Consider the following 19030-nt stretch of genomic DNA (forward strand, 5'->3'; position numbering starts at 1 on the left):
GGATCTGTCAGCGTCTATGCAGCGTTCTGGTCCTCCAACCAGTTCAAGATCGCGCGGGTCGTTTCTTCGGGCTTTTCCTGCTGAATCCAATGGCCGCAATCAAGGCTGACCACGTCTACATTGGGCACGAATTCTGTAAGGTTTTCTGACTTCGGAATCGTATCCCGGTCGCCATAGATCATGAGCGCAGGCTGTTGGATGATCGGGTTCACGTCCGCCAATATGTGCCAGTTGCGGTCAAGGTTCCTGTACCAGTTGATGCTGCCCGTGAACCCGACTTTTTCAAAGGCAGAGACGAAGACGGCCAGTTCGTCATCACGCATCAAGGGATCGCCAAGCGATGCTTCCGCCCTGGCGAGGTTGATCATCATCATGCCGGGTTCCGGCGGTGCGGGGGGAACATTCTTGCGGAACAAATTGCGCAGGAACCGGGACGTGTTTTGGTCCAGCACGGCGTCGGCAACGCCCGGCTGTCGATTGAAGTGAACGAAATAATAGTCGCTTCCGAGAAATTCCTCCAGGAACTCGATCCAGGGTTTTTCCGTGCGCGCTTGGTAAGGCAGGGCCAGGCTTATGACTTTGCTTACCCGGTCCGGATGCAATAGCGTCAGCCCCCAAACGACATTCGCACCCCAGTCATGGCCGACGAAGATGGCATCTTCGTACCCGTAGTGGTCGAGAAGCACGACGAGGTCACCAGACAACTGTTCAATGTCATAGTCCGTCACGTCCGCCGGGCGGGATGAATTGCCATAACCCCGCTGGTTCGGAACGATGACATGATAGCCCGCTGCGGCGAGGGCGGGCATCTGATAGCGCCAGGAAAAGGCATGCTCTGGCCAACCATGACAAAGCACAATCGGGTTTCCGGCATTTTCCTGTCCGGTTTCAAAAACTTCAAGTTCGACGCCGTTCACCGAAACAAGTGTGGGCGTGGGAAAATCTGCGGGGCTGAACATTGCTTTGTCTCCTTGTTTAACAATTCAACAGCCGCTTAGAATGGAATGGTGCCAAAAATTGGCACCTTTGTGTGGTGGTTTGCTGAAATGAATACTCGCCTCCGACATGACGCCATCGTGCGCAGCCTTCGCCGCAACGGCACTTCGACGGTCGCTGAGCTGGCGGAGGAAGTTGGCGCATCCCGGCGCACCGTCTTGCGTGACATCGCGGCGTTGCGGGACGAAGGGTATGTCATTCATTCCGAACCGGGCCGTGGGGGCGGTCTGCAACTCGATCCGCAATCGGTTCAGACCACGGCACGTCTGTCGGTGGCCGAAGTCTTTGCGCTTCTCATCAGTGTTGCGAGCATGCGCGCTGCCGGAAACCTTCCATTTTCGGGTCTGGCCGACGCCGGGCTTGCCAAGATCGAGAAATCCCTGCCGTCTGACAAGGTCCGGGACCTGCGCCGGTTTCTGGATTGCCTTTACGTCGGAACGCTCGCGCCACAAGTCGACATATCCGATATGGGGACGATGGATCCCGCACTCCTGCCCGCATTCGAACCCGCTTTTCTCAAGCGGCTGTATTTGCGCTTCCGTTATCGCGACGCGAAGGGAATTGAATCCACGCGACAGGTCGAACCGCAAGCCATGCTAATCTTGCCGCCACTTTGGTATTTGGTTGCCTGGGACCCGTCGCGCCAGGACTTTCGGCATTTCCGAATGGACCGGATCAGCGAACCGGCATTCATGGACGGCACAACATTTCGCCGCCGGCATGTGCCCTTCGACGATAACGTCCGCCCAATTCGACACACATCTGGCTGACCTTCGACTGGGTGCAGAAAACAAAAGCTCCCGGCCGCTTGTTGTGCCGGCCGCAATGCACGGAAAACGGGTCTTCCGCTGCGGGTCATCCGCATGTGCGCCGTGGCCTTGCTGACGAAAGGGGCCAAGCGGCGCAATGCGACCGTTTCAGCTGTCATCGTCGCGGGCGTGGCGACCTGCGGCGAAGATGCTCGTGATGTCGGTTCGAAAACGCCGCAAGCGCAGCGTGACAAGCAGCGACTCGATATTCGCCAGGATCCCGAGAACGACGACGGCAAGGAAGATCTGGCGCGAATAGTCGATCAGGTAAAGCCAGGCGAAAAACACCGCCGCGCAAAACGCGGCGGTCTTTGACAGGTACAGGTGGTAGGCCGGCAGCCCGCCGAACTTCGCCAGCGAAGCAAGCGCGGCGGCGGCATAACTGGCGAGGAACAGGTAGAGCCACGCGCGTTCGGACCCAAGGTTGTGACCCTCGAAGATGAAGAGCCCGAAAATCCCGGCAAGCAATGTGCACGCGTCGGCGATCGTGTCGAGCTTCGCCCCGAGGCGCGATTCCTGTCCCAACCATCGGGCCAGCGGCCCGTCGACCAGGTCGGTCAGCAGACTGAGGCCCAGAAGGATGAAGAAGGCGTCGCGCTGTCCGGCGGCGGCCAGCCAAGCCGTGACCGGAGCGGCTGCAAGCCTGCAATAGGACAACTGGTCTGAGATGTTCATGCGAGAAACGCCTTTCACCTTCTTTATACCGACGCGGTCCGTTCGCGACCCCGGACAATCCGTGCCAAGCTGCGCGATCATCGCCAGGCAAAACTGCGCAGCAGAACCGGTCGCACAGGAATGCAAGCTTGCGCCATGACATGTGTCAATGCCGGTTAGGCTGTGGCGGGATCACATACATCCGGCGATGACTGATGCCATACCCGCCCGAGGAGAGAATTATGCTGCCTGCTTTTCCCAAACGCGTGGTCGCGCGAACCGTGTTGGCGCTGGTGATGGCGCTGACAGGTGCGCCCGCATTCGCGGAAACCAAGGTCGGATCGGTCGTGGACAGCCGAACGATGCTCGGCTTCAAGATAGACGATGCAGCACTTGAGGATTTGCTGCCCGGTGGCTGGGACAGCTTTACCCTGCCGCAAGGCCCGATTGCAGGGGCGAACCTGATCGTGGCGCTGATCGACCGGCACATCATCCTCGATGGCGCGGGCGCACCGGAAAACCCGGCGTCCGGGCCGATCGTGGTGTTGCTTGCCTATGCGCGCAAGAACGGCGCAAAGGACGTGCGGGCATTTGTGATCCGCGTCTACGAAGAACCGCCCCTGGTCGACCCCTATGGCAATTCGGTCCCCGCCGATGTCGATCGTCACGCAGCGTACAGGGACGCCGGGGGCGGCGACCGGGTGCAATCCGAAGTCTGGACCGTTCGGACACGAACGGGGGGTGAACTGAAGCTCGATCTGGAACACCGGTTGGGGGAACTGCAATGGTCGACCGGGGTGGAAAGCCGGCCCTTTTCCGCCCAGACACCGGACGCATTCCGTATCTTCAGGTACGATCAGTTGACGGGTCTTGCGATGAGCACGGCGATGGGGAAGGCGCTGGAGGGGCGGATCAGTTTTTCGGTGAACGACCCGGCGCTGGAGGCGGTTTTCGACGGGCGCGAAGTTTTGGTATCGGTGCTGCAGGTGCCGATCCAGATCCGGGAGGTTTTTTCTCAATAACCACCATCGGCGATGCCGCGGGGCACAGGGTTCATGCCCGTAAATTCGACCGGAAACCGCACTGCGCACCGGTTGGGGGTATACGTACCGTTTGCCGCTGCAAAAGGCGCAAATGTCTCTGAAAAAGTGCAGCGGAAGCGGTCGCTGGACTGCCGGGGCGGATCAGCCCTTGGGCATCTTCAGGGTGATGCTGCGGCCCGATTTCACGTAGCGCAGTTCGCTTTCGCCGATGGCCGCGACCTTGCCGCCATTGATGCGGTCGCCGACCTTCACCTTCTTGTAGCGCCCCGACGACAACCGCACCAGCGCGCGCCGGTTGCTGGGTTGGCCATAGACGCCTATCAGGTTGATTTTGCGAAGGTTTATCTGGTTCTTGACGGTTGCCTGGCGGGCCACCGAGGCCTTGGTCGGCAGCGCGGGCTGCACCGCCTCCGGCTTGAAGATCGACCCGGTGGCCAGCTGGACCTCGGACTGCTTTTCGGTCCGCGCCACGATGTCGGAGAAATTCGTCGGCCGGTTTTTCGGCAGCAGCGACGCCACCACCGCGTTCGCCGTCGGCTTGTCATCCGCCGCCTGTTCCTGCGCGCTCTCCGGCCGCAGCCGCGGCCGCAGCGCGGCCAGTTCCACCCGGGTGCGGCCGCCGAGGTTGTTGCGCTCGGTCTGTTCGATCAGGTCCTCGGGGCGTGTCCTGGGGCGCAGGGCGGCCAGGCGCGTGTTCTCTAACTCGTTGACTTCACTGCGGCCTTCCTGCCGTTCTGGCCATTTCGGCGGGGTCGCGGGCGGTTTGCCGGAATAGATCACTATGCCTTCGGGGGTCAGCGATCCTTCGGGGGAAGCCTTGACCAGTCCGCGCTGATCGAAATCGAAGCGGGTCCCTGCGGCGACCGGATCGGAGGGCATCGCCGGGGAGGCATCGCCGCTCATCAGCTTCGGGTCGGGCAGGGCAACGGCATCGAAGGCCAGCACCGGATGGTCGATGGAAGCGACGTAAAGATCGTCCAGCGCGGACGTTCCCGGCACGTCGGGTTGATCCGGGGCCGCCTGCCAGATGCCGGTGGTGGCATAGCGTTCCTCGGTACTCTGCAGCGTCGGCAGGGCCGCCGGATCGGGCGTGTCCTGCAGAGCGTCGGGCAGGTCGGGTTCCGGTTCCAGTTCCGGCGCGGGCAGGGCGATCGCTTCGTCCAACGGCGGTTCGGTGGTTGCCGTGGCCGGAGTACCGGCTTCGGCCAGTTCTTCCTCGGTGGCCATTTCGGGGGACAGAGCCGCCGCCACGCTGTCGCCGGCATCGCGGCGGAACAGGGAGGCAAGCCCGTCCGTGCTGAAAGAGGCCCAGGCCGCCATGACAACCAGGAACACTAGAAGCAGCGCGGTCAGAACGAGCCCCAGGTAACGCGGTTTGCCGCCGACGGCATCACCTTCGCGAGCGCCGAACACGGTCAGGCGTTCCGCTTCGGTTTCGGGTTCAGGCACCGAAACCGGTGCGGTGGCGGGCAGGCTATCGGGCAATGGTTCCTTCCGCGTGGCGGTTTTGTTGCCACGGTCGGAAGTGGCGCCGCTGCGCTTGCCACGGTTAAAGAACGACTTGCGGCTGCTGCGTGCCGGTTCCTGCGGTTCGGTCGGGCGCAGGCTTGCGGCCATGTCCAGAATCGCGGCCGAAGGATCGTCCGCCTGGGTTTCTGCCACCGGGATCGGTTTGGAAACGTCAGGCCCTTGGTTGTCGGGATCCTTTGCTTCGGCCAAGCCACGCTGCGCCCCGCTGAGCGGCGGCGCGCTGTCCGGGGCCTCGTCCCGCTTGGCCCGGACGGTCGAGAAGGACAACGGCGGAGTGGTGGTGCCGTCGGGGTTTTCCGCTTCCGGCGCTGGTTTGATCGATGCCGGCGTTTCCGCCGCGGGCGGTTCGGACGATGGGGCAGCCGGCAGATCCGCCGTCGCGTCGGCCGCTTCCGCTTCGAACGCCTTCAGCATCTCTTCTTCTTCCGGCGTCAGCGGCCGGTCTGGTCCCAGTTCCTGTTCCGCCAGCCGGGCGGCTTCTTCGTAGTCCTCGGGTTCGCTGGTCGCGTCGGTGGCCGGTTCCGGGGATGCTTCCGGCGCCTGTTCCGGCCCGTTGATGATGTCGAAACTGGGAACGCCGATTTCCTCGATCAGCGGTGCCTGTTTCGGCGTTTTGGGCTTGGGCGCGGGATCCGCGGCGGTTTCCGGTTGTTCTGCACGGGTCGGTTCCGGGGCCGTTTCCGGTTCGGACGGCCGGGCGCTGCCGATGATCTTGATCGGTTCCTTGTCCGGGGTGACCGGGCCGCCGAACAATTCGGTTGCCGCGTGGGTGCCGCCGAAGAACGGTTCGCCGAAAAAGACACCGTCGCTCGTCCGGGCGACGAAACTGACCGGATTGAACTGGTGTTCATGCGCAAAGGCTTCGGCCTCGGCCAGGGTTTCGCGGGCGACGGCGGCGATCTGCAACTGGCCGTCTTTTTCAACCCAGTCGATGGCGAGTTCGGACAGATCGTAGGGGGAAGCCCCTTCCATCGCGCGATTTGCCATCGCTTCATAGCTGTTCGGACCTGCGCCGCCGACTGGTATGTCGAGATACTTGATCTGCTCGTCGGGCAGGACCAGCTTGCTGGTCAACCCGTCCGGTTCGAGCCGGAACGCGGCTTCGCGAAGGTCGTCCAGCGCCCCGGTCAGGTCGTCATCGTCGAAGCGGACCGAGCCGACAAGATGCCAGCCCGTTGGCACGCGATGCAACAGGTCAATGCCTTCAAACGAGAGCTTTAAAGCAAAGTTCGGCTTCATGGCTTCGTTTATTCACCTTCTCCCTGAGAGCGGGAGTACTGTTTCTATCGCGGCGGATACTAAAGCAGCTTCCGCTGCAGGGGAAGGGATAGCGAACCATCCTCCTGTTCCTACGGGGAAAACCGCCGATGGGTGCCCCGGACCGGCAGCGCGAGCTGGTCCGGGGCTAGGTGTAAGGGGGCGTGGCCCGGATCAGACCGAGGCCTTGTCCAGCGCCTGGCCAAGGTCGCGGATCAGGTCGTCCGCATCCTCGATCCCGATGGAAATCCGCACCACGTTGGGGCCTGCGCCTGCCGCGATCTGCTGCTCCTCGGTCAGTTGGCGGTGGGTGGTGCTGGCCGGGTGGATGACCAGCGAGCGGGTGTCGCCCAGGTTGGCGACATGGCTGAACAGGTCCAGGCTGCCGACGAATTTCACGCAGGCGTCATAGCCGTCCTTGAGCGCCACGGTGAACAGCCCGCCCGTGCCCTTGGGGAACAGCGCCTTGGCGCGCGCATTGTACGGGGAGCTTTCGAGCCCGGCATAGGTGACCTTTTCCACATGCGGGTTGGCTTCGAGCCATTCGGCCACTTTCTGGGCGTTCTGGCTGTGCCGTTCCATCCGCAGCGACAGGGTTTCGATCCCCATCAGAGTGTAATGCGCCGCCTGCGGGTTCAGCGTCATGCCCAGATCACGCAGCCCGATGGCGATGCCGTGGAAGGTAAAGGCCAGCGGCCCGAAGGTTTCGTGGAATTTCAGCCCGTGATAGGCGGGTTCGGGTTCGGAAAGCGACGGGAACTTGCCGCTGGCGGACCAGTCGAAATTGCCCGAATCCACCACCACGCCGCCGGTGACGGTGCCGTTGCCGGTCAGGTACTTGGTCATCGAATGCACCACCAGCGTCGCGCCGTGTTCGATCGGGCGGCACAGGTAGGGCGTGGCCGAGGTGTTGTCGACGATAAGCGGCAGCCCCGCCTTGTCGGCAATGGCGGCCACCGCGGGCAGGTCGGTGACATAGCCGCCCGGGTTGGCGATGGATTCACAGAAGATCGCGCGGGTGTCGTCGTCGATCGCCGCTTCGATGGCGGCGGTGTCTTCGAAATCGACGAACTTGGCGGACCAGCCGAAGCGCTTGATGGTCTGGCTGAACTGGGTGATCGACCCGCCGTAAAGCCGGGTCGACACCACCACGTTGAGCCCCGGCGCCATCAGCGGGAACAGCGCCATGATCTGCGCCGCGTGGCCCGAGGAACAGCAGACCGCACCGACGCCGCCTTCCATCGTCGCCACCCGTTCCTGCAGCACCGCCACGGTCGGGTTGGTCAGGCGCGAGTAGATATATCCGACCTCTTGCAGATTGAACAACGCGGCGGCATGTTCGGCGTCGCGGAACACATAGGCCGTGCTCTGGTAGATCGGCGTCTGCCGCGCGCCGGTGGCCGGATCGGGCCTGCTGCCGGCGTGAATTTGCAGGGTGTCGAAGCCGTAGCTGGGGGTGTCGGTCATGGGGTGTCCTCCTCGAAAGCCGCGTTCGGCGATGGGTTCCGAAATTGGATAGGGCATAGAAATGGCCCCCACAACAGTCAAATATCGAAAGGTCTGCCGATGCGATCCGTTTTCCACCTTGCCTATCACGTGCGCGATCTGGACGAGGCGCGCGCCTTCTATGGTGATCTTCTGGGCGCGCGCGAAGGCCGCAGCACTGACACCTGGGTGGATTTCGATTTCTTCACCCATCAGCTCAGCCTGCATCTGGGCGAACCCTTCGCCACCGCCAAGACCGGCAAGGTCGGCGATCACATGGTGCCGATGCCGCATCTGGGCGTGGTTCTGGAACTGCCCGAATGGAAGCAGCTGGCGCATCGGCTGGAAGCGGCGGGGATCGATTTCGAAATCCCGCCCTCGGTCCGGTTCGAAGGTGAGCCGGGCGAGCAATGGACGATGTTTTTCCGCGATCCGTCCGGCAACCCGATCGAGATCAAGGGGTTTGCCGATTTCGACCAGGTCTTCGCAAGCTAGGGAATTGATGGCGCGCGCGCCCTAGCGCAGCCACAGCCCGTTTTTCTTCAGCTGCTGGCGGATCTGCTGTTCGCGCCGTGGCAGGTGATCGCGGTCGAACAGGGCGCGGGCCTTTTCGCCCTTGCCCTGAAAGACGAAGCGCTTGATCGGCTCGTATTGCTTCAGCACTTTTTTCACCCTGTTGGGGGCGGCGATGTCTTCGAGCAGGTCCACCACCTTGTCGCTTTCGCGGGCGTAAAGCAGCGGCATCGTCCGGTAATGGCAGCTGTAATCGCCATCCAGGTACCCGTCGGGCAGCGCATCGCGCCCGCCGCCGAAACTGTGGATCACAAGCGGCAGGGCGATCTGATCGAGCCAGGGATTGAGTGACTGGCAGGCCAGTTCCTCCGGCGGGTCGGTCTTGATGTCGACCGCGTAGTCGGCAAATCGATCGCCGAACAGTTTCGGGCATTTGTAGTAGAAGAACCCGGCGTTGAAATAAAGGTAGCGGCGCCAGTATTCGTCGGGCTGGCCGAGGTCGAGAGAGCTTTCGAAATCCAATCCGAATCGGTCATAAAGCGATTTCCAGATCGCCGTATATCCGGGGCCGTAGAGTTCCGGCTTGGGCCAAGTGCCTTCGACCTTATTCGACGCCGACGGGCGGTCGAAATCGAACGGTACCTCGGTCAGGTCACCGGTGATCAAAGTATCGGTGTCGAAGAAAACGAAGGGTTCGCCCGTGGGCAGGGCGGCGAGCGCCTCGATCTTGTTGCCATGGGGATATTTCTGTCCGAAATACCGGTTTTCGAACGGCAGGATTTCCGCGCCGAATTCTGCAAGCAGGTCCAGCACGTGGGCGTTGGTGATCCTCGGGTCGTCCTGCCATAGCGATCCGGGCTGCGGTTCGGCGACGAAAAACCGCCCCGGGAAATCGGGATTGGTGGCGTGCAGCGAGGCGGCGAACAGTAATGCTTCGTATTGCAGGCGGTTGGTTTGACCGACGATGACGATGTTGAAAGGTTGGATTTTTTCGTCCGTTTTGGTCATACTCGGGCTGCCCTGACCTCATTTCATTTCACTATAGGGGCAAGGCGGTGCCGACAGAAGGGGCCGCGGCAGATTTTGCGAAAGGGGATTTTCATGCTCGACGTATTTCTGATGCTGGTGGCGATGGCGGCCCAGGGGGGCGGCGATGGCAAGACGACGTCGCGTACCGCGGTGGATCCCGCGCCGATGACCGAAAGCGCCACGCAAATGACACAGGCCGCGCCGCAGGCCACCACCCAGACACCCCAGCCCAGTACCGAGGTGCCCAGCGGCAAGTTCACCACCGCGCAGGAGGTGAAGCCAATATTAGGGATGACCAAGTCCAGCTGGATTGCGGTGCGCGAATATAATGGTCAGGACATCGTCTACTTCACCCAGTTGCTCAGCTGGCGCTGCGGGTTGAACGCGATTCGATATTCGTTCAATGACGGGCCGATCCAGGTCTATCCGCTGCCAGCTTGCCACGAAGACACCGCCTCGCCCAACGCTCTGGTCGATGACGAGGCGATGCCGATCATGGGATTGGCACCGAATTCGGTGCAGAAGGTCTATGTCGAAATTTTCTATGACGACATGACCACGGATTCGGCCACCTTCGATCGCAAATCGGTGCTGATGCCCTGATCATCTTTCCGCAATCCCGAAAACCACACGGTCCCGAAAGGGTTTCATGTCGCTTGTTTTGCTGGGGGGGAAGTGGTGGGCGACCCTGGAATCGAACCAGGCGTGCGTCTCCGCGAGGGAGTTACAGTCCCCTGCCACACCTTGCGGCCTGTCGCCCACTTCCGACGGCACTGCCGTCTGGTGATGGGCTGATTACTGTGCTCTGAAACGGGCGTCAACCAGAAAATCCCTTGCAGGCGACGATGTCCCGGCGCATTAACGCGGCCACGCTTCTGGGAAAGGATCGGGGCATGAAAAAACCGAAATGGGTCGTCGCCAAGGAGCAGGCGAAAAGGGCCGCCGCGTCGGAAACGGTGTGGCTGTTCGGCTTGCATGCGGTACGCGATGCGTTGCTGAACCCGAACCGTGAAAAGCTGCGGCTGATCGTGACCAAGAACGCGCTGGACAAGTTGGCCGACGCAGTGGACGAAGCGGGTATCGAACCGGAAATGGCGGATCCGCGCAAATTCACCGCCCCGATCGATCCGCAGTCGGTGCATCAGGGCGTGGCGCTCGAGGTCAAACCACTTGATTGGGGCCGGCTGAATCAGGTCTGTGCCGGTCAGCCGGGGCTGGTGCCGCGGGTGGTGATGCTGGACCGGGTGACCGATCCGCATAACGTCGGCGCGATATTGCGTTCGGCCGAGGTGTTCGGCGCTTCCGCGGTGATTGGACCGCGCCATCACAGCGCGCCGGAAACCGGGGCGCTGGCCAAGACAGCAAGCGGCGCACTGGAGCGCCAGCCCTATCTGCGGGTGAAAAACCTGGCCGAGGCGATGCAGGAACTGCGCGACATGGGCTACCTGATCCTGGGGCTGGATGGCGAGGCAGAGGTGACCATCGACGCGGCGGTCGAGGGGCATCGCGATCGCCCCATTGCGCTGGTGCTGGGTGCCGAGGGGCCGGGGCTGCGGCAGAAGACCAAGGAAACCTGCGACCAGCTGGTGCGGATCGATTTCGCCCGCAGTTTCGGATCGCTCAACGTGTCCAACGCGGCGGCCGTGGCGCTCTACGCCGCGAGAGGGTGAGGCGTCAGACCGCTTCCAGCAGGCCCTGTTTTTCCGTCACAACGGGCAGGAAGCGGCCCTTCACCATCCAGGAAAGGCCAAAGGCAAACAGGGCGATTGCTTCGAAGGTGAAGACGGGCGGCAGGATCGCGGAGGTGCCGAAGGGGGCACCCTTGGTCACGCCGATCGCCGCCATGCAGGCCAGGATCGTCAGGCCGCAGAACAGATAGGTCGTATTCCTGATTTTCTTGGCCAAGGACATTTCCGTCTCGCCCCGGGCGCTTGTCACGACGCCTTGGCCATTGTCGCGGCGGAAGGCGTAAAGCGCGAAATAGGCCAGGATCGAAAACAGCACGAAGGCGCCCAGGAAGTGGAAGAACTGGGAATTGAACGGCTGGCCGAAGACCCGGATCACCACATAGTCATAACTGGCCTGCGTCGTGATGGTCAGCGGATTGTCGGGCTGGGGGGCGTAGGCGACGAAGGCGCGGCCCGAATAGGCCTTGACGCAGCCGGGGCCCAGCGTGGGGAATACGGCGATGCACAGCGCGCCCACGGCGCCGCCGGTGGAAAAATAATTGTCCCACTTCGTGTGTCCCCTGTAGCAAAACAGGAACACGGCGATGAATCCCATGCATCCGACGAAGAAACTGCCCCAGAAGGGGATGTAGTAATAATGGCTGATCGAACTCATCCGGCAGAAGTCGCCGATGAACGAGGAGGCGTAGAGCAGGCAGGGCAGAGCAAAGGCGATCACCCCGACATAGAGAGCGATCCGTTTCTGATCGAGCGGAACCGGCGAAGGATTTCCCGTCCGTGTCAGCGGGCCTTTGGTGACCATATTCACTATGCTTTGCATCGGCTGTCCTCCGCGTTTGGGAATGCACCTCATGGTAGCATGAAACGAAGGTGACAAGAACGGTCTTGCGCTCGGGGCATCGGTGTCTATCTGTGATCGGATGCCTCACAGTCGAAAAATAGCCACCTGCTGTTATTGCGGCCGCCGCGCCGAGTTGGTCCTGTCCGGGGAAGTCCGGCACGAACTGAGCTGCGCCTCCTGCGGCGCGCCTTTGCATGATCTCAAGCGGTTGCGCTCGGATGCCGTGCAGCCACGGTCAAGGTCGCAGAAGCCGGCGAGGGTCAAGCCGGACAGGCGCAAACCGCAGAAGTTCAAGGCAAAGAGCTACAAGCGGCGCAAGGGCTTCGGCGCCAGGCTGCTGGATGAACTGTTCGATGCGGTGGAAGACATATTCGATTGATGCCTGGGTCCGTTCACATTTCGTTCACGGCTTTTTGACAGGCTCTGGAAAAATCCGGATTCGCACCTATCTGTTGTAGCAGAGACGCGAAACCGGAACTTTGCGATCTCATTCACTGTCCCTCGTTCCGACACTGGCGCCCAAGCTCGCTTGGGCGCTTTTCTTTGCGCTCAAAGAGTCTTCCCCTGACGCGGCGGGCGCGGTATCGCTTGGGTATGAGCGAACAGTATACCGACGAATTCCTGAAAAAGGTCCTGACCCAAAGCAAGCGCGTTGCTGTTGTGGGCGTGTCGATGAATCCCGTAAGGCCGAGCTACTACGTGGCGCGTTACCTTTCGCTGAAGGGGTTCAAGGTGGTGCCGGTCAATCCCGGCCATGCTGGCGAGACCCTGTTCGGCAGCACCGTCATCGGATCGCTGCGGGATATCGAGGGACAGATCGACATGGTCGATATCTTCCGCCGCTCGGATCACGTGCCGCCAATTGTCGACGAGGCGCTGGATTGTTTTCCGAATTTGAAAACGATTTGGATGCAGATCGGGGTCGAACATCCGCAAGCCGCTGAAAAGGCGCGCGCGCGCGGGGTGGACGTGATCATGAACCGCTGCCCCAAGATCGAATATCAGCGGCTTTATGGCGAACTGCGCATGGGTGGTTTCGCAACCGGGGTGATCTCGTCGAAGCTTTGAAGCGTCGATGACTGGGGCAGGGGCTCAGGCCACCTTGTCACCCTTTCTGCCGGCTCCGATACTCACCTCGACCCGGTTTCTGCCGTTGAGTTTCGCTTCGTAGAGCGCGGAATCGGCCGCCTCGACAAGGCTTGTCCGGTCCATTTCGGTGTTCGTGGTCGCCACGCCCAGGCTCACCGTGACATCTATTCGATCGGTGCCATACCGGAACTGATGATTTTCGATCGCCTTGCGCAGACGTTCGGCGGTTTCGCGGGCCGTGGCGATCGTCGTGCCTGGCAGCAGGACCGAAAACTCTTCCCCTCCAACGCGGAAAGGGCGGTCGAACGACCGCAGGTTCTTGCCCAGGACAACGCCGATTTCCTGAAGCACGACGTCCCCGGCGGCATGCCCGTAAGTATCGTTGATGGACTTGAAATGATCGATGTCCAGCGCCAGAAGCGCGGTGGTTTCGCCAAGCCGCTGAACCCGGTCGAAGGTTTCCGTCAGCGCATTCTCGAACGCGCGGCGATTGAGCAGCCGCGTGAGGCTGTCGCGGACGGCAAGATCGGCCAACGCTGTTTCGGACATTTTGATACGACCGATCATCCGGTTAAATTCTTCGGCTACGCGACGCAGTTCTGGCGGCACCTGGATTTCGATCCGGTAATCACGTTCGCCCTGGGCAAACCGTTCCGCCCCGTCGACCAGGCGGTTCACGCTGCGCGTCATGATCCGGCCGACAAGGAAAATCCCGCTGAGCGTCGTTATAAAGGACGCGGCACCGGCGATTCCCATGATCCAGATCGACCGTTCATAATATAAAACCGCCTTGTCGTGATCGGCTGAAATCGCGACGGAAATCAACCTGTAGACCGCCGACAGCTTGTCGGAAGCGGCGGCGATATGGCCATGGAACTGCCGCATGAGCCGGCCCGCATCTTTCTCCATGGCCGATGGGGATAACGAAATCAGCTCCGTCGCGCTGCGGTCCGCTGCGATCCAGTCCTCGCGGGCGCGCTGCAGCAGGTCTCTCGCACCGGTCTCGATATGAAAGTGCGGTTCGAGAATCGCGAATTCCGCTTCGATCTGTTCTCGCAACCGTCGATAGGTGAGGGGCCCGGTAGGATTGGCGCCACTCGCGAACTCATCCACCGGGGCGAGAGTATCTTTCATCAAGATGCTTAGTTGTTGCGTCGGCCCGGCATGATAGCGCTGTTGCTCCGCAACATTCTCGAACGGCACGATAACGCTTTGATTGAGGAGCACGAAACCGGCAATGGCGGAGACCGCGATCGGCAAAAGGGCCAGGACGGCGTAAAGTCCAATCCAAAACCGGAACGATCTGGTTTTCAACAAGCCGATCACATCACTGCCTTTCCGAATGTCCGCCGCGTGTCCTGCCCCATTGAAAACAGTTCGGATTTAAATGTGGTTAAGAAGTGCTGTTTGCTGCGACCGTTTCGAGGAGGATCAAGTCGGGATGACGCGGCGGTCGGTTGCCGCGTGCCGCAGCTCCTGCAACGAAAGGGGATGCGGATCAGGAGCGGGAAATAACCGAATTCTGCCGCATTGGCAGCGTGCGTTGCCCCTCTGCTGTTGCAACGCATTCACGCACAAGGAAGTGTTTTGTTGCGACGCCCCCGATCAGGGTTTGCGCGCGGCCTTTTCGGCGATGCCCGAGGTGCCCTGGCGGCGGGCCAGTTCGGCCATGACATCCGCCAGCGGCACGTTGCGCGATTGCAGCATCACCAGCAGGTGGAACAGCACGTCGGCGGCTTCGGAGGTCAGCCGCGCGCGGTCGCCCTTGACCGCCTCGATGATCGCCTCGACGGCTTCCTCGCCGAACTTCTCGGCGCATTTTTCCGGGCCCTTGGACAGCAGTTTCGCGGTCCAGCTGGTGTCGGGATCGGCCGCTGCGCGCGCGGCGATGGTCTGTGCGAGATCGTCGAGTGTCATTCGATCCTCATCGGAATGCCCGCTTGCGCCATGTGTTCCTTGGCTTCGCGGATGGTGTAATCGCCGAAATGGAAGATCGAAGCTGCCAGAACGGCGCTGGCGCCGCCCTTGGTGACGCCTTCGACCAGGTGGTCGAGATTGCCGACGCCTCCGCTTGCGATGACTGGGATATCCACCGCGTCGCTGATCGCCTTGGTCAGGGGCAGGTTGAATCCTGCGCGGGTGCCGTCGCGATCCATCGAGGTCAGCAGGATTTCACCGGCGCCCTTTTCCGCCACAAGCTTGGCGAATTCGACCGCGTCGATCCCGGTGGATTTGCGCCCCCCGTGGGTGAAGATTTCCCAGCGGATGCCGTTGCCGTCGGCATCGGTTTCCACGGTCTTGGCGTCGATCGCCACCACGATGCATTGGCTGCCGAACTGGTCGGCGGCTTCGGCTACCACGTCGGGGTTGGCCACGGCCGCCGAATTGAAGCTAACCTTGTCGGCTCCTGCCAGCAGCAGCTTGCGCACGTCCTGCACGCTGCGCACGCCGCCGCCCACGGTCAGCGGCACGTAGCATTGTTCCGCCGTCCGCTGCACGACGTCGAGCATCACGCCGCGGTTTTCGTGCGTTGCGTGGATGTCTAGGAAACAGATTTCGTCGGCACCTGCCGCGTCATAGGCCTTGGCCGATTCCACCGGATCGCCGGCATCGACAAGGTCGACGAAATTCACGCCTTTGACGACGCGGCCATCGGCGACGTCGAGGCAGGGGATGATGCGGGTTTTCAGCATGTCGGAGCACCTTCGGGCGGGATTGCCCCGTCTTTACTCCGCGGTCGGGCCGGATGCAACGCGGGCGATGCGGCGCATGGTGCTGCGGGCGATCAGGATGTGAAACGGTTTGATCAGCGTCAGGTAGGCGGTGCCGAACGCATTGTTGCGGTGCACCCAGGTCGCCATATGAAGCCGCCCGCCATCCTGCATCAGGCAGATGCGGAAATCGAGATGGCGGTCATCGGTGCCGAGGATCAGCTCGTCTTCGCCCTCGTATTCGACCGGGAAGATCGCCCCGTCGCCGCTATCGCTGTTCTCCGTCTTCAGGCCGAAGGGTTTCATCAGCGTGTTGCGCAGGTTCATCAGGGCCTTGGTCCAGCCGGGCATGGTGAAGCCGATATCCGCCGCCGCGCGCGGGGAAAGCGGGCTGTCCACCGCGTAGCCGTCAATGAAATCGCCCTTTCGCACCTTGGACCACAGGCGGGACTTCGCGGGCAGGGGGGTGGTAGTGATGTGTTGCATCGGTGGCCTCGATCGTTACCTGCGGCGATATTTGCCGAAAACGACAAATTCAGGGCTGTGGTGCAGTGTCTCATGCACGTCCTGCGTGTGTGCGGGTGGCGCGGTTCAGCGGCGGATGACACGCCGGATCAGGTTGAAGGCGGCTTTCAGGGTCAACACGAGCAGAATGGTCGCCGCCACGGGCAAGGTCAGCATCATCAGCCAGCCCATGACGAAAGCGGTATAGAGCGTTTCGCCCCAATCCTTGCCGCCCACGATGCAGGGATTGACGTATCCTTCATGCAGGACGCAATCGTGGCGTTCGGCGAACCAACTGGCCCAGAACATGCTGATCGCCGGGGCGAGGCTAATCAGCAGGACGATGGATATCAGCAGGGTGCGCCGCCGCCGGATCATTCCTTCAGCAGCTCCAGTGCCTCTTTCAGGTCGATGGCACCGTCGTAAAGCGCCCGGCCCGAGATCGCACCGTTGAGCGGCGCGCCGCAGTTCTTCAGCGCCCGCAGGTCGTCGAGCGAGCTGACCCCGCCGGAGGCGATCACCGGGATGGAAACGGCATTGGCCAGCGCCGCGGTGGCCTCGACATTGGGGCCCTGCATCGCGCCGTCGCGGTTGATGTCGGTATAGATGATCGCCGCCACGCCCGCGTCCTCGAAGGATTTGGCCAGATCGGTGACCATGACGTCGGTTTCCTCGGCCCAGCCCTTGGTGGCGACGCGGCCGTCGCGCGCATCGATGCCGACGGCGACATGGCCGGGGAATTCACGTGCCGCTTCGCGCACCAGAGCGGGGTTTTCCACCGCAACGGTGCCCAGGATCACCCGCGCCAAACCCTTGGACAGCCAGTTTTCGATCGTGGCCATGTCGCGGATACCGCCGCCCAGCTGCGCCGGCACCTTGGTGCGCTTCAGGATCGCTTCGACCGGGGCGGCATTGACGGGCTCGCCGGCGAAGGCGCCGTTCAAGTCGACGAGGTGCAGCCATTCGCAACCCGCTTCGACGAATTCCATCGCCTGCGCGGCAGGGTCGTCGTTGAACACGGTGGCCTGATCCATTTCGCCTTTGTACAGCCTGACGGCATTGCCATCCTTGAGGTCAATCGCGGGGTAGAGGATCATGGCGCGGCCTTTCACAATAATCGTTGGGCGGTCTTTTGCATGGGCGGACGGAAAATGCAACGCGGGTGGCATGATGACCCGGTTTGACCCGATGTCAGGCTTGATCGGAATCGGTGGCTTGGGTCAGGATCACCCCGTCCAAGGGAGGGATATGAATGAAGAAGCTCATCTTCGCAGCCGTGCTGGGGCTTGCCAGCGCTGGCGCGGCATCTGCCGATCCGGTCGAAGGCATCTGGAAAACGCAGGTGGATGACGGGGCCTATGCCCATGTCACCATTTCGCCCTGCGGCGAAAATATCTGCGGCGTCATTTCGCGCACCTTCAATTCCGGCGGCGAATATCAGTCCGAGAATGTCGGCAAGAAGCTTGTCTGGGATATGCAGGCAAGGGGTGGAGGCAGCTACAAGAAGGGCAAGATCTGGCAGCCCTCGACCGGCAAGATCTACAGTTCGAAAATGTCGCTGAATGGCGATGTTCTGAAGGTGTCGGGCTGCATCGGGCCGATCTGCAAGAAACAGACCTGGAGCCGGGTGAAATAGGCCATAGATCCGCCGATCTGCGCCGTGTCGTGAATAGCGTTAAGTGATTATGTTAAGAAATGCGCCTATCTTGGAGCGATGACATAATCCAAAGCGAGGTACGGCATGTTTCGCGGATTACTGATTTGCGCCGTGCTGACTGGGGCGGCGGGGCCGGTCTGGGCCGAACCCGCCCTGGGCACATGGCTGACGCCCCCGGACGGCAAGGGACAGACCGCCCATATCGAGGCGCGCCGCTGCGGCGACGCGGTTTGCGGCAGGATCGTGCGGACCTATGACAAGACGGGCAAAACGATCACCACGCCCAATCTAGGCAAACGGTTGTTCTGGGACATGAAGCAGGTGGCGCCGGGCGAATATCAGGGGACCGGCTGGGTGCCGCTGCTCGATGCCACCTTTCACGGCAAGATGAAGGTCAAGGGCGATCGTATGGTGGTCCGGGGCTGCATCGCCTTCGTTTGCCAGTCGCAGACCTGGCGCCGGATCAGGGCTTCCAGTTAAGGAAATTGGCGATCAGCCGCAGCCCGGTCTTCTGGCTTTTTTCCGGGTGGAACTGCATGCCCAGCATGTTGTCGCGCCCGACGATGGCGGTGATCGGGCCGCCGTAATCGACATGCGCCAGCAGATGCGCCGGATCGGTCACCTGCATGTGATAGGAATGCACGAAATAGGCGTGATTACCGGTTTCGATCCCGTCGAAAACCGGGTGCGGCTGGTCGATCACAAGGTCGTTCCAGCCCATGTGCGGCACTTTCAGCGCCGGGTCGCTTGGTTCGATTTTGATCACGTCGCCACCGATCCAGTCGAAGCCGGGAGTTTCGGTATATTCCAGCCCGCGAGTGGCCATCATCTGCATGCCGATGCAGATGCCCAGGAACGGCTTGCCCCCCTTGATCACGACTTCTTCCATCGCTTCGAATACGCCGCGATGATCGAACAGCGCCTCGCGGCAGGCCGGGAAGGCGCCGTCGCCGGGCAGCAGGATGCGGTCGGCGGTGCGGATCACCTCGGGGTCGGAGGTCACGGTCACCTCGCCGGCGCCGGTTTCCGCCGCCATGCGCTGAAACGCCTTTTCCGCCGAATGCAGGTTGCCGCTTTCGTAATCCACAATCGCTGTCAGCATGGGCCGGTATCCTTTGTCGTTCCGTCCTTCACCTGAAACGAAACGCCGGCGGGGTCAAGGGGCAGGGCGCCCCGGCGCTCTGCCGCCGGGGGTGTTTGCGGTGTGACACGGCCCCCGGACAT

General features: G+C 61.8%; 22 protein-coding genes and 1 tRNA gene. 9 read left to right on the top strand and 14 right to left on the bottom strand.

The annotated features are described in order from the left end of the window. Window positions 1-14 precede the first annotated feature (14 nt). A complete protein-coding gene (locus IT775_RS08655; RefSeq protein ID WP_212700702.1) occupies window positions 15-959 on the bottom strand; it encodes an alpha/beta fold hydrolase in 945 nt (314 codons plus the stop codon). An 87-nt stretch (window positions 960-1046) separates the two neighbouring features. Here IT775_RS08655 and IT775_RS08660 point away from each other — a divergent pair, with 87 nt between their 5' ends. After that, a complete protein-coding gene (locus IT775_RS08660) occupies window positions 1047-1766 on the top strand; it encodes a helix-turn-helix transcriptional regulator (protein WP_212700878.1) in 720 nt (239 codons plus the stop codon). Between the two features lie 147 nt (window positions 1767-1913). On the opposite strand, the gene IT775_RS08665 is transcribed toward IT775_RS08660, so the two are convergent. After that, window positions 1914-2480 carry a CDP-alcohol phosphatidyltransferase family protein gene (locus tag IT775_RS08665; RefSeq protein WP_212700703.1) on the bottom strand — a complete coding sequence of 189 codons (567 nt, stop codon included), beginning with the start codon at window positions 2478-2480 and terminating at the stop codon, window positions 1914-1916. A gap of 221 nt (window positions 2481-2701) precedes the next feature. Between IT775_RS08665 and IT775_RS08670 the strand changes: the two genes are divergently transcribed. Next, entirely contained in the window at window positions 2702-3481 is a 780-nt protein-coding gene (locus IT775_RS08670) for a hypothetical protein (RefSeq protein WP_212700704.1), read from the top strand. A gap of 162 nt (window positions 3482-3643) precedes the next feature. Here the strand turns inward: IT775_RS08670 and IT775_RS08675 are convergent, their stop codons facing one another. Further along, a complete protein-coding gene (locus tag IT775_RS08675; RefSeq protein WP_212700705.1) occupies window positions 3644-6223 on the bottom strand; it encodes a hypothetical protein in 2580 nt (859 codons plus the stop codon). Window positions 6224-6463: 240 nt separating this feature from the next. After that, window positions 6464-7756, bottom strand: coding sequence for an O-acetylhomoserine aminocarboxypropyltransferase/cysteine synthase family protein (locus tag IT775_RS08680; protein WP_212700706.1), 1293 nt, complete (start codon window positions 7754-7756; stop codon window positions 6464-6466). 99 nt (window positions 7757-7855) lie between these two features. On the opposite strand from IT775_RS08680, the gene IT775_RS08685 reads away from it, so the two are divergent. Continuing rightward, complete coding sequence (locus IT775_RS08685) at window positions 7856-8269, top strand: VOC family protein (protein WP_212700707.1); 414 nt, start codon at window positions 7856-7858, stop codon at window positions 8267-8269. A gap of 21 nt (window positions 8270-8290) precedes the next feature. Here IT775_RS08685 and IT775_RS08690 read toward each other — a convergent pair whose 3' ends face one another. Continuing rightward, on the bottom strand, window positions 8291-9295 hold the full coding sequence (locus tag IT775_RS08690) for a hypothetical protein (protein WP_212700708.1): 1005 nt from the start codon (window positions 9293-9295) through the stop codon (window positions 8291-8293). Between the two features lie 93 nt (window positions 9296-9388). Here IT775_RS08690 and IT775_RS08695 point away from each other — a divergent pair, with 93 nt between their 5' ends. Beyond that, the gene (locus IT775_RS08695; protein WP_212700709.1) at window positions 9389-9919 is read left to right on the top strand and encodes a hypothetical protein; all 531 of its coding nucleotides are present in this window, start codon (window positions 9389-9391) and stop codon (window positions 9917-9919) included. Window positions 9920-9992: 73 nt separating this feature from the next. Here the strand turns inward: IT775_RS08695 and IT775_RS08700 are convergent. After that, a tRNA-Tyr gene (locus IT775_RS08700) sits at window positions 9993-10076 on the bottom strand. Window positions 10077-10209: 133 nt separating this feature from the next. On the opposite strand from IT775_RS08700, the gene rlmB reads away from it, so the two are divergent. Next, on the top strand, window positions 10210-10986 hold the full coding sequence (rlmB, locus tag IT775_RS08705; RefSeq protein WP_212700710.1) for a 23S rRNA (guanosine(2251)-2'-O)-methyltransferase RlmB: 777 nt from the start codon (window positions 10210-10212) through the stop codon (window positions 10984-10986). A gap of 4 nt (window positions 10987-10990) precedes the next feature. Here the strand turns inward: rlmB and IT775_RS08710 are convergent, their stop codons facing one another. Beyond that, window positions 10991-11824 (bottom strand): hypothetical protein, encoded by an 834-nt coding sequence (locus IT775_RS08710; protein ID WP_212700711.1) that lies wholly within the window; start codon window positions 11822-11824, stop codon window positions 10991-10993. A gap of 154 nt (window positions 11825-11978) precedes the next feature. On the opposite strand from IT775_RS08710, the gene IT775_RS08715 reads away from it, so the two are divergent. Both IT775_RS08715 and IT775_RS08720 read left to right on the top strand, forming a co-directional pair. Beyond that, entirely contained in the window at window positions 11979-12224 is a 246-nt protein-coding gene (locus IT775_RS08715; protein ID WP_343231122.1) for a hypothetical protein, read from the top strand. A 215-nt stretch (window positions 12225-12439) separates the two neighbouring features. Further along, complete coding sequence (locus tag IT775_RS08720; protein WP_212700713.1) at window positions 12440-12913, top strand: CoA-binding protein; 474 nt, start codon at window positions 12440-12442, stop codon at window positions 12911-12913. 24 nt (window positions 12914-12937) lie between these two features. Here IT775_RS08720 and IT775_RS08725 read toward each other — a convergent pair whose 3' ends face one another. The 6 genes from IT775_RS08725 to hisA all read right to left on the bottom strand — a co-directional run bounded on the left by IT775_RS08725 (window position 12938) and on the right by hisA (window position 17246). After that, entirely contained in the window at window positions 12938-14260 is a 1323-nt protein-coding gene (locus tag IT775_RS08725) for a diguanylate cyclase (RefSeq protein WP_212700714.1), read from the bottom strand. 279 nt (window positions 14261-14539) lie between these two features. Continuing rightward, on the bottom strand, window positions 14540-14851 hold the full coding sequence (locus IT775_RS08730) for a phosphoribosyl-ATP diphosphatase (protein WP_212700715.1): 312 nt from the start codon (window positions 14849-14851) through the stop codon (window positions 14540-14542). Then, window positions 14848-15627, bottom strand: coding sequence for an imidazole glycerol phosphate synthase subunit HisF (hisF, locus tag IT775_RS08735; protein WP_212700716.1), 780 nt, complete (start codon window positions 15625-15627; stop codon window positions 14848-14850). The genes IT775_RS08730 and hisF overlap by 4 nt, the downstream gene beginning before the upstream one ends. Window positions 15628-15660: 33 nt before the next feature. Next, a complete protein-coding gene (locus IT775_RS08740) occupies window positions 15661-16131 on the bottom strand; it encodes a DUF2867 domain-containing protein (protein WP_212700717.1) in 471 nt (156 codons plus the stop codon). A 105-nt stretch (window positions 16132-16236) separates the two neighbouring features. Further along, window positions 16237-16527: a hypothetical protein gene (locus tag IT775_RS08745; RefSeq protein WP_212700718.1), complete on the bottom strand. Its 291-nt coding sequence runs from the start codon at window positions 16525-16527 to the stop codon at window positions 16237-16239. Continuing rightward, entirely contained in the window at window positions 16524-17246 is a 723-nt protein-coding gene (gene hisA, locus IT775_RS08750) for a 1-(5-phosphoribosyl)-5-[(5-phosphoribosylamino)methylideneamino]imidazole-4-carboxamide isomerase (RefSeq protein ID WP_212700719.1), read from the bottom strand. Before hisA ends, IT775_RS08745 begins: the two co-directional genes overlap by 4 nt. A gap of 155 nt (window positions 17247-17401) precedes the next feature. Here hisA and IT775_RS08755 point away from each other — a divergent pair, with 155 nt between their 5' ends. Together IT775_RS08755 and IT775_RS08760 are read left to right on the top strand one after the other, a co-directional pair. Continuing rightward, window positions 17402-17785, top strand: coding sequence for a DUF2147 domain-containing protein (locus IT775_RS08755; RefSeq protein ID WP_212700720.1), 384 nt, complete (start codon window positions 17402-17404; stop codon window positions 17783-17785). A gap of 105 nt (window positions 17786-17890) precedes the next feature. Next, window positions 17891-18286, top strand: coding sequence for a DUF2147 domain-containing protein (locus IT775_RS08760; protein WP_212700721.1), 396 nt, complete (start codon window positions 17891-17893; stop codon window positions 18284-18286). On the opposite strand, the gene hisH is transcribed toward IT775_RS08760, so the two are convergent. Next, entirely contained in the window at window positions 18270-18908 is a 639-nt protein-coding gene (gene hisH / locus IT775_RS08765) for an imidazole glycerol phosphate synthase subunit HisH (protein WP_212700722.1), read from the bottom strand. The genes IT775_RS08760 and hisH overlap by 17 nt on opposite strands. Window positions 18909-19030: the final 122 nt, after the last annotated feature.

The sequence above is a fragment of the Thalassovita aquimarina genome (genome assembly GCF_018219815.1).
Classification (GTDB): domain Bacteria; phylum Pseudomonadota; class Alphaproteobacteria; order Rhodobacterales; family Rhodobacteraceae; genus Thalassobius; species Thalassobius aquimarinus.

Bases quoted from the DNA above. Each gene is read 5' to 3' on its own strand.
- IT775_RS08730 (WP_212700715.1), bottom strand. From the start codon at position 14,851: ATGACACTCGACGATCTCGCACAGACCATCGCCGCGCGCGCAGCGGCC.
- rlmB (WP_212700710.1), top strand. From the start codon at position 10,210: ATGAAAAAACCGAAATGGGTCGTCGCCAAGGAGCAGGCGAAAAGGGCC.
- IT775_RS08695 (WP_212700709.1), top strand. From the start codon at position 9,389: ATGCTCGACGTATTTCTGATGCTGGTGGCGATGGCGGCCCAGGGGGGC.
- IT775_RS08755 (WP_212700720.1), top strand. From the start codon at position 17,402: ATGAAGAAGCTCATCTTCGCAGCCGTGCTGGGGCTTGCCAGCGCTGGC.
- IT775_RS08665 (WP_212700703.1), bottom strand. From the start codon at position 2,480: ATGAACATCTCAGACCAGTTGTCCTATTGCAGGCTTGCAGCCGCTCCG.
- IT775_RS08670 (WP_212700704.1), top strand. From the start codon at position 2,702: ATGCTGCCTGCTTTTCCCAAACGCGTGGTCGCGCGAACCGTGTTGGCG.
- IT775_RS08690 (WP_212700708.1), bottom strand. From the start codon at position 9,295: ATGACCAAAACGGACGAAAAAATCCAACCTTTCAACATCGTCATCGTC.
- hisF (WP_212700716.1), bottom strand. From the start codon at position 15,627: ATGCTGAAAACCCGCATCATCCCCTGCCTCGACGTCGCCGATGGCCGC.
- hisA (WP_212700719.1), bottom strand. From the start codon at position 17,246: ATGATCCTCTACCCCGCGATTGACCTCAAGGATGGCAATGCCGTCAGG.
- IT775_RS08655 (WP_212700702.1), bottom strand. From the start codon at position 959: ATGTTCAGCCCCGCAGATTTTCCCACGCCCACACTTGTTTCGGTGAAC.
- IT775_RS08660 (WP_212700878.1), top strand. From the start codon at position 1,047: ATGAATACTCGCCTCCGACATGACGCCATCGTGCGCAGCCTTCGCCGC.
- IT775_RS08745 (WP_212700718.1), bottom strand. From the start codon at position 16,527: ATGATCCGGCGGCGGCGCACCCTGCTGATATCCATCGTCCTGCTGATT.
- IT775_RS08760 (WP_212700721.1), top strand. From the start codon at position 17,891: ATGTTTCGCGGATTACTGATTTGCGCCGTGCTGACTGGGGCGGCGGGG.
- hisH (WP_212700722.1), bottom strand. From the start codon at position 18,908: ATGCTGACAGCGATTGTGGATTACGAAAGCGGCAACCTGCATTCGGCG.
- IT775_RS08720 (WP_212700713.1), top strand. From the start codon at position 12,440: ATGAGCGAACAGTATACCGACGAATTCCTGAAAAAGGTCCTGACCCAA.
- IT775_RS08685 (WP_212700707.1), top strand. From the start codon at position 7,856: ATGCGATCCGTTTTCCACCTTGCCTATCACGTGCGCGATCTGGACGAG.
- IT775_RS08740 (WP_212700717.1), bottom strand. From the start codon at position 16,131: ATGCAACACATCACTACCACCCCCCTGCCCGCGAAGTCCCGCCTGTGG.
- IT775_RS08710 (WP_212700711.1), bottom strand. From the start codon at position 11,824: ATGCAAAGCATAGTGAATATGGTCACCAAAGGCCCGCTGACACGGACG.
- IT775_RS08680 (WP_212700706.1), bottom strand. From the start codon at position 7,756: ATGACCGACACCCCCAGCTACGGCTTCGACACCCTGCAAATTCACGCC.